This window comes from Acidimicrobiales bacterium, from assembly GCA_035546775.1.
Taxonomy (GTDB): domain Bacteria; phylum Actinomycetota; class Acidimicrobiia; order Acidimicrobiales; family JACCXE01; genus JACCXE01.
Map to the genome: position 1 here is coordinate 1 of DASZWD010000051.1, position 14,287 is coordinate 14,287.

At 68.5% G+C, this 14,287-nt stretch carries 13 protein-coding genes; 3 read left to right on the top strand and 10 right to left on the bottom strand.

All coding sequences use genetic code 11. From position 1 onward, the window contains the following. The 5 genes from VHC63_12580 to VHC63_12600 all read right to left on the bottom strand — a co-directional run. The coding region (locus VHC63_12580) for a hypothetical protein (protein HVV37436.1) at window positions 1-794 on the bottom strand (794 nt) is incomplete at its 3' end. Continuing rightward, on the bottom strand, window positions 770-1,579 hold the full coding sequence (locus tag VHC63_12585; GenBank protein ID HVV37437.1) for an ABC transporter ATP-binding protein: 810 nt from the start codon (window positions 1,577-1,579) through the stop codon (window positions 770-772). The genes VHC63_12580 and VHC63_12585, both read right to left, overlap by 25 nt. A gap of 20 nt (window positions 1,580-1,599) precedes the next feature. Beyond that, on the bottom strand, window positions 1,600-2,073 hold the full coding sequence (locus VHC63_12590; GenBank protein ID HVV37438.1) for a GNAT family N-acetyltransferase: 474 nt from the start codon (window positions 2,071-2,073) through the stop codon (window positions 1,600-1,602). After that, window positions 2,070-3,623, bottom strand: coding sequence for a hydantoinase B/oxoprolinase family protein (locus VHC63_12595; GenBank protein HVV37439.1), 1,554 nt, complete (start codon window positions 3,621-3,623; stop codon window positions 2,070-2,072). Before VHC63_12595 ends, VHC63_12590 begins: the two co-directional genes overlap by 4 nt. Further along, window positions 3,620-5,386: a hydantoinase/oxoprolinase family protein gene (locus VHC63_12600; GenBank protein HVV37440.1), complete on the bottom strand. Its 1,767-nt coding sequence runs from the start codon at window positions 5,384-5,386 to the stop codon at window positions 3,620-3,622. Before VHC63_12600 ends, VHC63_12595 begins: the two co-directional genes overlap by 4 nt. 94 nt (window positions 5,387-5,480) lie before the next feature. On the opposite strand from VHC63_12600, the gene VHC63_12605 reads away from it, so the two are divergent. Next, complete coding sequence (locus VHC63_12605) at window positions 5,481-7,211, top strand: cholesterol oxidase substrate-binding domain-containing protein (protein HVV37441.1); 1,731 nt, start codon at window positions 5,481-5,483, stop codon at window positions 7,209-7,211. Between the two features lie 54 nt (window positions 7,212-7,265). Here VHC63_12605 and rpsJ read toward each other — a convergent pair whose 3' ends face one another. The 5 genes from rpsJ to rpsL form a co-directional block, all read right to left on the bottom strand. Continuing rightward, window positions 7,266-7,583: a 30S ribosomal protein S10 gene (rpsJ, locus tag VHC63_12610; protein HVV37442.1), complete on the bottom strand. Its 318-nt coding sequence runs from the start codon at window positions 7,581-7,583 to the stop codon at window positions 7,266-7,268. Window positions 7,584-7,586: 3 nt separating this feature from the next. Beyond that, window positions 7,587-8,780, bottom strand: coding sequence for an elongation factor Tu (tuf, locus tag VHC63_12615; GenBank protein HVV37443.1), 1,194 nt, complete (start codon window positions 8,778-8,780; stop codon window positions 7,587-7,589). A gap of 67 nt (window positions 8,781-8,847) precedes the next feature. Further along, window positions 8,848-10,938, bottom strand: coding sequence for an elongation factor G (gene fusA, locus VHC63_12620; protein HVV37444.1), 2,091 nt, complete (start codon window positions 10,936-10,938; stop codon window positions 8,848-8,850). A 94-nt stretch (window positions 10,939-11,032) separates the two neighbouring features. After that, complete coding sequence (gene rpsG / locus VHC63_12625; protein ID HVV37445.1) at window positions 11,033-11,503, bottom strand: 30S ribosomal protein S7; 471 nt, start codon at window positions 11,501-11,503, stop codon at window positions 11,033-11,035. A 3-nt stretch (window positions 11,504-11,506) separates the two neighbouring features. Then, complete coding sequence (gene rpsL / locus VHC63_12630; GenBank protein ID HVV37446.1) at window positions 11,507-11,878, bottom strand: 30S ribosomal protein S12; 372 nt, start codon at window positions 11,876-11,878, stop codon at window positions 11,507-11,509. A gap of 127 nt (window positions 11,879-12,005) precedes the next feature. Here rpsL and VHC63_12635 point away from each other — a divergent pair, with 127 nt between their 5' ends. After that, window positions 12,006-13,355 carry a hypothetical protein gene (locus VHC63_12635; protein HVV37447.1) on the top strand — a complete coding sequence of 450 codons (1,350 nt, stop codon included), beginning with the start codon at window positions 12,006-12,008 and terminating at the stop codon, window positions 13,353-13,355. Continuing rightward, window positions 13,355-14,248 (top strand): phytanoyl-CoA dioxygenase family protein, encoded by an 894-nt coding sequence (locus tag VHC63_12640; GenBank protein ID HVV37448.1) that lies wholly within the window; start codon window positions 13,355-13,357, stop codon window positions 14,246-14,248. The genes VHC63_12635 and VHC63_12640 overlap by 1 nt, the downstream gene beginning before the upstream one ends. Window positions 14,249-14,287 lie beyond the last annotated feature (39 nt).

The window sequence follows — 14,287 nt, forward strand, 5'->3', positions numbered from 1 at the left end:
ATGGCGCGCCACCACAACGCGACGAAGCCAAACGTGACCAGCGCGGTGGCGGTCAAGCCAAGGGCCGCAACGGCGTAGTTGCCGGTGCGCGCCGCGTGGACCGCCACCGTGGACCAACCGGTCGGTAGCCACCGCACCACGGTGCGGGCGATGGACAGCGCATGCGCATGGGTATGCAGCTGGTGCGTCCTCGGGTCGTTGGTGAACACGGTGCGGTTCGCCGTCTGTACGGCAAGGTTGATGCCCAGTGCCAGCACCGGGCCGACGAACAGCGCGACGTCACGCCAGCGGCGTTTGCCGGCCGCCACGGACAGGGCGGTGGACACCCAGCGACTGAGCGCGAGGCACAGCACGAGTTCGAGCACGACGGCGACGAGGGCGACGAGCACCGACGCGCCCGAGCCCGACATCCCGACGAACGCTCCGACGAGCACGATGACGCTGAACACGCCACCCACGCCAATGACCGCGGCCAGCAGCAAACCCGGCATCAGTTGCCGCCCCGTCAGCGGAAACGAGGAGAGGCGGTCGATGTCGATCGTCGAGTCAGAGGCCAACGCCAGGAGTGGACCCAGAGCCCACCCGACGGCAAGGAAGGCGAAGACCGTCGCCGCGATGTCACAGGCATCGCGCACGAAGATGGCGCGCATCGACATCAACGCCAGCGAGAGCGTGCCCGACACGAGTACCGCGGCGACGAGCGTGATCGACAACGCGACAGTTGCGCCACGTCCACCGCGACGCAGACCGCCGCGCATGAGCGCGAGTTTCAGGCGCGCGAGGTGCCAAGCCACGACAGTGATGCCTCGTCGTCCGCCTTCGCGCCCACAACGCGAAAGAACACATCCTCGAGCCGCTGGCCGTTGAGCAACTGCGCCGTCGGGCCCTCCGCCACGAGCCGTCCCGCATGGATGATTCCAACGTGATCGCACAGACGCTCGACGGTCTCCATCACGTGGCTGCTGAACACGACGGTTCCGCCACTGCTGGTGTAGTGCTCGAGCACCGTACGGATTGTGCGTGACGAGATCGGGTCGACCGACTCGAATGGCTCGTCGAGGAACAGGACTTTCGGCGCGTGGAGGAGCGCGCACGCGAGGGCGATCTTCTTGCGCATGCCCTGGCTGAAGTCGATGACGAAATTGCCACGATCGTGCTCGAGACCGAGAACCTCGAGCAGTTCGTCGCTGCGCTGCTTGATGACGTCGGTGTCCATCGACCGCAGCAGTCCGTTGTAGCTCAGCAATTCCTCGGCCGACAGGCGGTCGAACAAGCGCAGGTCTTCGGTGAGCACGCCGATCTGCGCCTTGGCGACGAGTGGATTGGCCCACACGTCGACGTCGCACACGGTCACGGTTCCGGCATCGGGGCGCAAGAGGCCCGTCGCCATCCGCAGCGTCGTGCTCTTCCCCGCACCGTTGGGGCCGACGAGCCCGAAGAACGAACCTGCGGGCACGTCGAGATCGAGGGCGTTGACCGCTCGTTTCGGGCCGTAGGACTTGGTGAGGCCGCGCAGCGAAACCGCGACTTCAACCGGGCGTGCCCGCAGCGGGCGGCGGCCGACCCGCTCTTGCTCCATCGAACCAGTGTGCACGACCGCTACCTATCGGCCGGGCGCTCCATGAACAGAAGGTCCCAGAACTCTCCGTTGCGCCGCGGCCACACCCCGGCTTTGTGCTCGAGCAGCACAAAGCCGAACTTGCCGTATAACGCCAGGGCGCGCTCGTTATGCGGAAAAACTCGCAGGACGACCCGGTGGCCGTCCGCCCAGCCGAGAAGCGCATCGAGTAACGCCGAGCCGATACCGCGGTCACGGAAGCCGGCGCGTACGCCCATGCCCAACTCGATCGCGCCGCCGGGCTTGCTTTCACCGCTGATCCAACCGACAACGTCACCGTCGACTTCGGCCAGCAACATCACGTCGACGTCGCTGCCGACGAAGCGCGCTTCCACGTGCTCGCCGCGCTCGGGTGCCGGCGGTTCGACGCCGATCCACCGATCCTCATCGGCGACGGCGGCGAACACGCGCTGCCAGGCGGGTCCGTCGCCTGCGGCCACGCGGCGGATGTTCATCGTCCTGCTGCATCCGTGCCCACGGCCCGGCCCCACCCTCCACCGCCGGGCGTCAGCATGCGCACCACGTCTCCAGCGCGAAGCGAGACGGTGCACTTGTCGGGCAGGCGTCGCGCAGCCGCTTCGTCCCCGCCCGGCAGCAACCAGTTCTCACCGACAGCACCGGGCTCCCCGCCCGCGAGACCCCACGGCCGAGACGTACGCCGTTCGGTGATCAGCGTGGCGGTGCAATCCTCGAGCACGGCGAGATCACGCTCGATACCGTCGCCGCCGCGCGCCACGCCGGCGCCGCCCGAGCCGCGCCGCAGTCGGTTACGCGTCACGCGCAGCGGGAATGAACGCTCCAACGCCTCGACCGGCGTGTTCTGGGTGTTCGTCATCGCGGTGTGTATGCCTGACTGGCCCGCCGCGCCGTTCGGTCGTCCGCCCTGGCCGCCGCCGATCGTCTCGTAGTACACCCAGCCGTGACCGCCGATCAGGAGGTTGTTCATCGTGCCCTGACTGGCGGCCCCGACGCGATCCGGCACCACTTGGGCGAGCGCCCCAAGGCACACGTCGGCGACGCGCTGGCTCACCTCCACGTTGCCGGCACCGACGGCCGCGGGATACCGCGCCGCGACGATCGAACCGAGGGGCGCAACGATCCGCACCGGACGCATCGCCCCGCCGTTCGCCGGAATGGTCGGATCGGACGCCGCGCGCAGAGCGAACGCGACGGCCGAAACGGTGACGGACTCGACCGCGTTGACGTTGCCGTGCGACTGCGGGTCCGTGCCGGTGAAGTCGAAGCTGATCTCGTCACTCGCAACCGTGACCCGCAGTCGAATAGCCACGGGCGCCCGCTGCGCCAGCCCAGCGCCCGTCGAGTCGAGGACGTCGGTGAAGGTCCACGACCCGTCGGCCAGCGCGCCGAGCGCGGCCCGCATGCGCCGCTCCCCGTATGCCAGCGCCTCGTCGAGCGGCGCCCCCTCCGCGACGAGCTCGGCGAGCCGCAGCGCCATCACACGGTTGGAACCGACCTGCGCGTCGAAGTCGCCGGCGCGTTCGTCGGGTGTACGCGACGCGGCGATGAATCGGGCTCGCACCTCGGGCGTCAACCGCGTCGGCGCCAGGCGAATACCTTCCTCGTCGATGTGCGTGGCGTCAGCCGGGATCGACCCAGGGGCGGTGCCGCCGACGTCGGCATGATGCGCGCGATTGGCGACCCACCCGACGAGAGCACCGCCGAGGTGCACCGGGGCGACCACCGTGACGTCGTTGAGGTGGGTCCCGCCGGCGTAGGGGTCGTTGACGACCGCCTGTTCGCCCGGCGCGAGTGCACCGAGGGCACGCACGACCGCCAGCACCGACGCCGGCATCGAGCCGAGATGCACCGGGATTGACTCCGACTGCGCCACCAGCTCGGCCTCGGCGCTGAAGAGCGCCGTCGAGCAGTCGACGCGTTCTTTGATGTTCGGACTCGACGCCGAGCGCCGCAGCACCGCCAAGCCTTCCTCGGCAATGCCCGACAGCCGCGCCAGCAGCACCGCGAGCGAGGCAGGGTCGATCACGTCCGCCGCAACAGGAGCGCGCCCGCCGCACCCCTAGACGCGGTCCACCCCGACGGAACCCAGACCGTGCAGTCCGCTTCCGCGATGACCAGCGGGCCGACGCCACCGCGCCGATCGGCCACCGGCGGTAGGTCAAGGACGCCGACGGGCGATGCGAGCGATGCCCGCGCCCGCACCGCGACCACTTCGATTGCGTGACCTTCGCGGACGTGGCCGTTGACGCGGCGGTGTTCGTCTTCGAACGCGTCGACGCGGGGCACCGTCAGTTCGTGCGATTGGCCGGCGTAGCGACAGTCGAAAGCGACTTCGGTCTCGGCGGCACCACTGACAAGACGACTCGCGTCGCGCGCCAACGCGGCGGCAAACGAGTCGAGCCCAACCAGAGACGGCGGCGTCGCCCAGCTACGCACCAACTCGCGCGCCGTCGGCGCGGCAAGGATGCCGGCGGCTGACAGCACGCCGGCGCGGGGCGGCACGATCACCGCGGGCATTCCGAGCGCGTCAGCGAGTGCGCACGCGTGCAGCGGTCCGGCACCGCCGAAGGCGACAAGCGCCAGCGCACGAGGGTCGATGCCGCGCTCGACTGTGACCTGGCGGATCGCGGCGGTCATCAGCGCATCGGCAACGGCGACGACTCCCGCGGCCTCGACGCCGGCGCGGGCGCACGCCGCTACGGCGGCCGGGCGATCGAGCACCCCGACTCCCGGAAACGCGGCATCGGCGGCGATCCGGCCGAGGGCGAGATCGGCGTCGGTCACGGTTGGCTGCGTTCCGCCGCGTCCGTAACAGACGGGGCCCGGGACGGCGCCCGCTGACTGCGGTCCGACGGCCAAAGCGCCCCCGGCGTCGATACGCGCCAGCGAACCGCCACCGGCGCCGATCGTGTGGACGTCGAGCGACGGGAGCCGCACGGGGAAGCCGGCGACGGTGCGGCCAGGCGCCGGCTCGGGGACGCCGCCGCGCACGAGGCAGACGTCGGTGGACGTGCCGCCCATGTCGAAGGTCACGCAGTCGGGCACACCGTTGGCCGCCGCGATCGCGGCCGCGGCGAGTACGCCGCCCGCGGGCCCGGACAGCAGCAGACCGACGGGCAGTTCGGCCGCACGATCGACGGGGAGCAATCCGCCCGCCGACGACATCACCAGGACCTCGTCGGCGACCGCGGCGAGCCGGTGCAGATAGTCACGGCACACGGGGCGCAGGTAGGCATTCAGAGTGGTCGTAACCGCCCGCTCGTACTCCCGGAATTCGGGCGAGACCGCCGACGACACCGACACGTCGAATCCCTGAGCGCGCAAAGCAGCGGCTACGCCGCGCTCGTGGGCGTCGTTGAGGTCGGCGTGCAGCAGGCACACGGCGACGGCGTCGACGGCCGGCAGCGCGGGGAGCCGGCCGAGCGGCACCAACTCATGACCGCTCCCGTCCAGACGGCCGGCGACACCGAATCGCAAGTGGCGCGGCACCAGCGGTTCGGGACGGTCAGCGAAGTTGTCGTAGAGCGACGGGCGATCCTGGCGCGCGATCTCGAGCACGTCCTCATGACCTTCCGTCGTGACCAACGCCACCGTCGCCCCGCGGCGTTCGAGCAGCGCGTTCGTCGCCACTGTTGTGCCGTGGTGAAGCCGCGCGACGGGCCCCGCCCGTCCTACGGCGTCGGCCACGGCCCGCGCGGGATCGTGCGGCGTCGACGGCACCTTGACACCAAGGCCGTCGGCCGTCACGAGGTCGGTGAACGTCCCGCCCGTATCAACACCGACCAACACGACCGCGCAACGTAACGCGCTCGCGCCGAGTGACAGTTGTCACTGCGCCGAGGGCCACGCGCACCATACGGTCCTCGCCCAAGGGGGGCGACAAGTGCACGAGGTGTCACGGCGGGAGTTCTTGCGGGGCGCCATGGGCGCCGGCGCTGTACTGGGCGCGCACGCGCTGCGGCCCTTGCAGCCACTGGCCGCCGGCGATGCCGGCGCGGGAGCGCCGCCGCCGGACTTCCCCGCCGGCATCGAGTTGTACCGCGAGCGCTACGTCAACTGGTCCGAGGAGATCGAGGTCAGTGGCGTGTGGACGTGCGTGCCGAAGACCGAAAGCGACGTGGTGACCATCGCCAATTGGGCGGCGGCCCGGGGCTGGCGTGTCCGGCCCCGCGGCAACCGCCACGGGTTCGCGCCCTACACCGTTGTGCCCGGCCAATCGGCTGATGCCAAGGTCATCCTCGTCGACATCACCCAGCACCTCACGGCGATGACCGTCGATCCGCACACCGCTACCTTCCACGCGCAGACCGGCGTGTTCATGGACGACGTGATGGAGCGGTTGCAAGCCCACGGCCTCGGACTCGCCTCGATCCCAGCGCCGGGCGACGTCACGCTCGGCGGGGTCCTCGCCATCAACGGCCACGGCGCCGCCATCCCCGCACACGGTGAGAACACGCACGGCTTCTCGTTCGGGTCCATGTCGAACCGCGTCCTGTCGCTCACTGCCGTCGTGTGGAACGAAGGCCGCGACACCTTCGAGCTACGGCGGTTCGACCGCTCCGAACCGATCACCAAGGCGCTGCTGACGAGCCTCGGCCGCACCTTCATCACGTCGGTCACGCTGCGCGCCGAACCGGCGACCAACCTGCGGTGCCTGAGCTTCACCGACATCGACGGTGACGAACTGTTCGCTCCACCGGCACTGGCGGCGGGCAAGCGCACGTTCGCCGCGCTCAGCGACGAGTACGGGCGGGTCGAGGTCATCTGGTTTCCCTTCACCACGACGCCGTGGACGAAGTGCTGGCACGTGGCCCCTAAGAAGCCCCGCTCGGCACGCGCCGTCGGCCACGCGTACAACTATCCGTTCAGCGATCACATCCCGAACAGCCTCGCCAATCTCGCCAAGCGGGCGGTGACCGGCGAACCTCAGGCGGCCCTGCGGTTCTGCAAGACCGCAGCCGCGGCATCCGTCGCCGGTCTCGACGCCTGCGACGCCCGCGACCTATGGGGCCCAGCGCCTCACACGCAGCACTACATCCGGGCAACGTCGATTCGCGCCGCCGACATGGCCGGCATGGTCCTGACCAGTCGCGCCAACGTGCAGCGGGTCGTGCACGAGTACGTCACCCGCTGGCACGCCCTCGTCGCCGCGTTCCACCGCCGCGGGCTTTTCCCCGCCAACTTGCCCATCGAGATCCGCTGCAGCGGCGTCGACGACCCGGCGGCGATCGGCGTGGCCGGGGCCGAGGCCCCCGTGCTGTCGAGTTGCACACCGCGCCTCGATCACCCCGAGTGGGACACCGTCATCTGGATCAACTGCCTGTGGTTGCCCGGCACGCCGGGCGCGTTCGAGTTCGCCCGCGACCTCGAGCAGTGGGCCTATGCCAACTTCACCGGCGACTACGCGACGGCCCGCACGGAGTGGTCGAAGTCGTATGCGTTCACCAATACCGCGGCCCACGCCGACCCGACGGTGCTCAACCGCCTGATCCCCGACAGCTTCCGCCGCGGTCGCCCGACCGACGCGAACTGGGACTGGGCGGTCGCTCGCCTGAACGAACTCGACCCGCGACGCACCTTCAGCAACGCGTTTCTCGACCGTCTGCTCGTCTGAAGACGCGAAGAAGCCCCGGCCTTTCGACCGGGGCTTCTTGCAGTCCGGCGACGGCTACGCCGTCTGGATCTTGATCTCGACCTCGACGCCGGCCGGAAGCTCGAGTCGCTGCAACGAGTCGACCGTCTTGGGCGAGTGCTCGACGATGTCGAGCAGGCGCTTGTGGATCCGCATCTCGAAGTGCTCGCGGCTGTCCTTGTACTTGTGCGGCGAGCGGATCACCGTGAAGCGGTGCTTCTCCGTGGGGAGCGGCACCGGACCGCGCACGACAGCCTGCGTGCGCAGCACCGTCTCGACGATCTTCTTGGTCGACTGGTCGATGACCTCGTGGTCATACGCCTTCAGCCGGATGCGAATCTTCTGAGCCACGATCAGCTACTTGATGATCTTGGTGACGCGGCCGGACGCAACGGTACGACCGCCTTCACGGATGGCGAGACGAAGACCCTCTTCCATGGCGATCGGCTTGCCGAGCTCCACCTTGATGTTGGTGTTGTCGCCGGGCATGACCATCTCGGTGCCCTCGGGCAGCTGGATGGAACCGGTCACGTCGGTCGTGCGGAAGAAGAACTGCGGGCGGTAGTTGTTGAAGAACGGGCTGTGACGGCCGCCTTCTTCCTTCGACAGCACGTAGATCTGCGCTTCGAACTCGGTGTGGGGCGTGATCGAACCCGGCTTGCAGAGAACCTGGCCGCGCTCGACTTCTTCCTTCTTCGTGCCGCGGAGGAGCGCGCCGATGTTGTCGCCGGCGTGGCCCTCGTCGAGGATCTTGCGGAACATCTCGACACCGGTGCAGGTCGTCTTCTGCGTCTCGCGCAGACCGACGATCTCGACTTCGTCGCCGGTGTGGATGGCGCCCTGCTCGACCTTGCCGGTCACCACGGTGCCACGACCCGTGATCGTGAACACGTCTTCGATCGGCATCAGGAACGGCTTGTCGAGGTCACGCTGCGGCTCGGGGATGTAGGTGTCGACCGCATCCATGAGCTCCATGATCTTGTCCTGCCATGCGGCGTCGCCCTCGAGCGCCTTGAGGCCCGACACGCGGATGATCGGGGTGTCGTCGCCCGGGAACTCGTACTCCGAAAGGAGCTCGCGCACTTCGAGCTCGACGAGGTCGAGGAGCTCTTCGTCGTCCACCATGTCCGACTTGTTCAGCGCCACGATGATGTAGGGCACGCCGACCTGGCGGGCGAGCAGCACGTGCTCACGCGTCTGGGCCATCGGGCCGTCGGCGGCGGACACCACGAGGATGGCCCCGTCGACCTGGGCGGCGCCCGTGATCATGTTCTTGATGTAGTCGGCGTGGCCCGGCATGTCGACGTGCGCGTAGTGACGGTTGGGCGTCTGGTACTCGATGTGCGCAATGTTGATCGTGATGCCGCGCGCCTTCTCTTCGGGCGCCTTGTCGATCTGGTCGAAGTCCCAGGTCTGCTTGTTCCCCTCGGGGTAGCGCTCCGACAGGGTCTTCGAAATCGCCGCCGTCAGCGTCGTCTTGCCATGGTCGACGTGACCCATGGTGCCGATGTTGAGGTGAGGCTTTGTGCGCTCGAACTTTTCCTTAGCCATTGTGGCGATTCCTCTTTGTTGGTGGTGGTTGGTGCTTCTAAATCCGGGCCGCTGAGGCCGTTGAAGGTTACTCGCCGCGTACGCGGGCGATGATTTCGGTGGCGATGCTCTGCGGGACCTGCTGGTACGAGTGGAACTGCATCGTCGAGCTGGCACGTCCCTGGGTCTTCGACCGCAGGTCCGTAACGTACCCGAACATCTGCGCCAGCGGCACCTGCGCCTTCACGACGACGCTGTTGCCGCGCTGCTCGGTGCCCTCCACGCGGCCGCGCCGCGAGTTGAGGTCGCCGATGACGTCGCCCATGTATTCGTCGGGCGTGACGACTTCGACGGCGAAGATCGGCTCGAGCAGCACCGGCTTGGCCTTGCGGGCCGCTTCCTTGAACGCCATCGAACCGGCGATCTTGAACGCCATTTCCGACGAGTCGACGTCGTGGTACGAGCCGAACGTCAGCGTGGCGCGCACGTCGACGGTGGTGTAGCCGGCGAGCACACCGGTGTTGAGTGCCTCCTGGATGCCGGCGTCGACCGACGGGATGTATTCACGCGGGATGACACCGCCGGTGATCTTGTCGACGAACTCGTAACCACCGCCGGGGCCGGTGGGCTCCAGGGTGATGACGACGTGGCCGTACTGACCCTTACCGCCGGTCTGACGCACGTAGCGCACTTCGACCTTCTCGACCGTCTCGGTAATCGTCTCGCGGTAGGCGACCTGCGGCTTGCCGACGTTGGCTTCGACCTTGAACTCACGCAGCATGCGGTCGACGAGCACCTCGAGGTGCAACTCGCCCATGCCGCCGATGATCGTCTGGCCGGTCTCTTCGTCGGAGTGGACCTGGAACGTCGGGTCTTCCTCGGCGAGGGCCTGGAGCGCCTTGCCCATCTTGTCCTGGTCGACCTTGGTCTTGGGCTCGACGGCGACGTGGATGACGGGCTCGGGGAAGTCGAGGGACTCGAGCACGACGACGTTCTTCTCGTCGCACAGCGTGTTACCGGTGGTCGTCTGCTTCATGCCGACCACGGCGACGATGTCGCCGGCGAACGCCGCGTCGCGGTCCTCGCGGTGGTTGGCGTGCATCTGGAGGATGCGCCCGACGCGCTCCTTCTTGTCCTTCGTGGAGTTGAGGACGGAGTCGCCCTTGTTGAGCGTGCCCGAGTACACCCGGATGTAGGTGAGCTTGCCCATGTGCGGGTCGGTCATGATCTTGAACGCCAGGCCCGAGAACGGTGCGTTGTCGTCGGCCGGGCGCTCGATCTCCTGATCGCCCTTCATGTTCGTGCCCTTGGCCGGCGGGATGTCGAGCGGCGAGGGCAGGAAGTCGACGACGGCGTCGAGCATCGACTGCACGCCCTTGTTCTTGAACGCGGTGCCGCACAGCACCGGCACGGCCTCGTTGGCGAGGGTGGCGGTGCGCAGGGCGCGCTTGATGTCCGCGGTCGAGATCTCTTCTTCGTTGAGGTACTTCTCGGTGAGCACGTCGTCGAAGTTCGACAACACGTCGATGAGTTCGTGCCGGTATGTCTCGGCGTCGTCGACCATGTCGGCCGGGATGTCGACGATGTCGTACTTCTCGCCCTTGTCCGAGTTCTCGTCCCACACGACGGCCTTCATCTCGACGAGGTCGATGTGGCCCTTGTAATTCGATTCGGCGCCGATGGGCAGCTGGATGACAGCGGGCACGGCGTCGAGACGCGACTTGATCATGTCGACGGTCCGGTAGAAGTCGGCGCCGATGCGGTCCATCTTGTTGACGAAGCACATGCGCGGCACGCCGTACTTGTTGGCCTGGCGCCACACCGTCTCGGTCTGGGGCTCGACACCGGCGACGGAGTCGAACACCGCGACCGCGCCGTCGAGGACGCGCAGCGAGCGCTCGACCTCGATGGTGAAGTCGACGTGGCCCGGCGTGTCGATGATGTTGATCAGCGTGTCGTTCCAGATACACGTGGTTGCCGCCGACGTGATGGTGATCCCGCGCTCCTGCTCCTGGACCATCCAGTCCATGGTGGCGGCGCCCTCGTGGACCTCACCGATCTTGTAGTTCTTGCCGGTGTAATAGAGGATCCGCTCGGTCGTCGTGGTCTTGCCCGCGTCGATGTGGGCCATGATCCCGATGTTGCGGGTCTTCGCTAGTGGGTGTTCACGCGTCGGCATTGTTCGTTCTCAGTGACTATCTCTTTAAGCGAGCGGGGGGACATGAAAAGCGGGCCACTCTCGTGGCCCGCTCAATGAATCTTGGCGGGCCCTGCTACCAGCGGTAGTGGGCGTAGGCGCGGTTCGACTCCGCCATCTTCTGCAGGTCTTCACGGCGCTTGACCGACGCCCCCACGCCATTGGCGGCATCCATCAGCTCGAGCGCCAGCCGCTCGGTCATCGTGCGCTCGCGGCGCGCCCGCGAGAAGCCGACGAGCCAGCGAATGGCGAGAGTCGTCTGACGCTCGCGGCGGACTTCCATCGGCACCTGATAGGTGGCGCCACCCACGCGGCGGCTCTTGACCTCGAGCTGCGGCTTGGTGTTCTCCAGCGCCCGCTTGAGGGTGGCGATCGGCTCGGTGCCGGTCTTCTCTTCGATCTGCTTCAGTGCGTCGTACACGATGCGCTCGGCCACCGAGCGCTTGCCTCGCGACAGCACCTTGTTGACGAGCTGGGTGACCAGGGTCGAGTGGTAGATCGGATCCGGGGTGAGTTCACGGACGGAGGGCGGGCCCTTGCGCGGCATTGGTTACTTCTCTCGCTTCACGCCGTAGCGGCTGCGCGCCTGCTTACGGTCCTTGACGCCGGACGCGTCGAGCGCGCCGCGGATGACCTTGTACCGCACGCCCGGCAGGTCGCGCACGCGACCGCCGCGCACGAGCACGATCGAGTGCTCCTGGAGGTTGTGGCCTTCGCCGGGGATGTAGGCCGTGATCTCGACGCCGCTGGTGAGTCGCACGCGGGCGATCTTGCGGAGGGCCGAGTTCGGCTTCTTGGGCGTGGTGGTCGACACCTTCGTGCACACGCCGCGACGCTGCGGCGACCCCTTCAGGGCCGGCGACTTGGTCTTGGACTTGTTGGATTCCCGGCCCTTGCGGACCAGCTGCGCGATGGTGGGCACACAAACCTCTTGGGGTTGAACTGCTTGCGGACGGCTAGCGACCCCGAGGGGCGCGCAAAGCCAGCGGACAATGATAAGGGAAGCGGAAATCCCCTGCAAACGGGCCGTCCACTAGCCTGCGCCGGCGATGGCGGCGGATCCGGCCGAGCTGGCTTTCGGCCATGCCCTGGCGATGTTGGGCGACCCCGACGTGGCCGCCGACGTTGCGGAAACGGCGCTGCGTCGCGCCGGGCGGGCTCGGGAGTTGGTCCTCGCCCACGCCCGCTTCCAGGCGGTGGCCCGCGCCGCCGAGGAGGAACCGGTCGACATCGACAACCTCCAGACCGTCGTGCTCGACCTGCCGGCGCTCGCCGCCACGCTCGCTTCGACCCGACCGCCCGAAGAACGCGCCGCCCTCGACCTGCGCACCCGCACGGCCGGCGACCTCGCCGAGCTCGGAGAGGCTCTGGGCATGCGGCCCACCGCCGCGGCCGACAAATGCAACGAGATAGCCGAGCAGTGGGAGCGAACGCTCGACCCGGCCCTGCTCGCCTTCAGCGGAGCCGGTGAGTGCGAGGAACTGGCGCGCATTTTGAGCGACGCCAGCCCGGAGACGGTCGCCGACCTGCTCGCGGTGGCGTCCGCCGTCTACGCCCACGCGCAGGACGACACCGCCTGCGGTGATCGCTTGCGGGCGATGTCACCGGTGCGTGCGTTCTTCAGCGGCGGCGCGGTCGACGTTCCCGACGCCGTGCGCGACGTCGGCCATACGAGCCGGCGCCGACGGCCGGCCGCGCCGCCCCCGCCACTGTTCAGCACCAACGCGGCGCCCCGGCGTGCCCCACGCCTGTTGCTGGCCGCCGGTGTCGCGGCGGTTGTGGCCGCGGTGGTCGCGACCGCCGTCGTCGTGATCGTGCGCCGTGACGAGTCGAACCCGGTGAACGCGCTGACAAAGATCCCCGCGAGGAACGCTCTCGCCCTCGGCGAACCCGAAATCAACGGTGCCGTGGCCCGCGTCCACCTGCGCAACCCGAGCGATACGCCGGTGAGCTACCGCGCCGCCACCTCGGCGGAGTGGGCGGCGGTGACGCCGCGCACCGGGCGCATCCCGGCGCACGATGCGGCGCTGCTTACCGTGCGCGCCCTCGACACCGCCCCTGAGGGTGCGGTCGACGCCACCCTTACCGTCACCACCTCGCGCGGCGGCGCCATGTCACGCGACATCCCCTGGACGATCGAGCACGCGCCCGATCTCGACGCCACCGCCCAGGGTTGCGAGGTCGACGTGCACGTCGTGGACGAAGGCGAGATCACCAGCGTCGTGTTGCACTGGCGCGACACCACCGAGCACCAGGTCGACGTGGCGCCGTCCGCTGACGGCTACAGAGCGCAGCTGGCGCCCGAGGGGCAGCCGATCACGTACTGGGTGACGGCCGTCGACGACCACGGCAACCAGGCACAGACGCCGGACCAGACGATCGAGCCGGGGGCCTGCTAGTGGCGCGGCTCGGCGCATCGCTCGGCAACGCGCTCACCCGCGCCACGTCGGCGGTCAACCGGCGCCGGTACGCACTCACGCCCGAGCAGTGGGCCAGCTTTCACGAGCAGGGCTACCTCGTGTTGCCCGCGTTCTTCTCGGCCGACGACATGCGCGCCGCGCGCGAAGGGCTCGACGAGCTGTGGGCCCAGCGCGCGGCTACTCCGCTGGTCATCGACGTCTTCGACGAACTCGGCGAGGACGGCACCACCGGCGCCAGCGAGCGCGTGCGGTTCGCCACAACACCTGACAGCGCGCGCGAACGCGTGTACAAGCTCAACGACGCGTACCTGGAGCGCCCGTGGGTGCGCGACCTGTCGCTGCACCCACGCCTCGCCGCGATCCTGGGCCAGCTCCTCGACGACGCGCCGGTCATCTGTAATTCGCTCCTGTTCGAGCGCGGCAGCACACAGCCGTTGCACTTCGACACCTATTACATGCCGGGCCAAACACCGGGCGGCATGACGGCGACGTGGATCGCGCTCGAGGACGCGCACGCAGATGCCGGCCCGCTGCGGTACTACCCCGGCTCACAACGCATCGCGGCGTGGCGCAACGGCGCCGGAACGACCTTGGTCCGAGACAATGTCGAGCTCGACCAGGCGACCCACTACATCGAAGCGGCGTTGCGCGACTACGGGCTGCGCGAGGAGTCCTTCATCGCCCGTGAGGGCGACGTGTTCATCTGGCACGAGCAGCTGTACCACGGCGGCGGTCGCATCAACGACGCGGCGCGCACCCGGCGCAGCCTCGTCACGCACTACTGGCGTGCCCGGGAAATGGCGCCCGGCTCCATCGTGCGCCACCGCCGCAGCGGCGGCTACTTCTGGGCGCGCCCCCACGCCTCGGCCTGAACCCGCCCCCAAAAACGAACTGGGCGCGTCAGGTCTCGA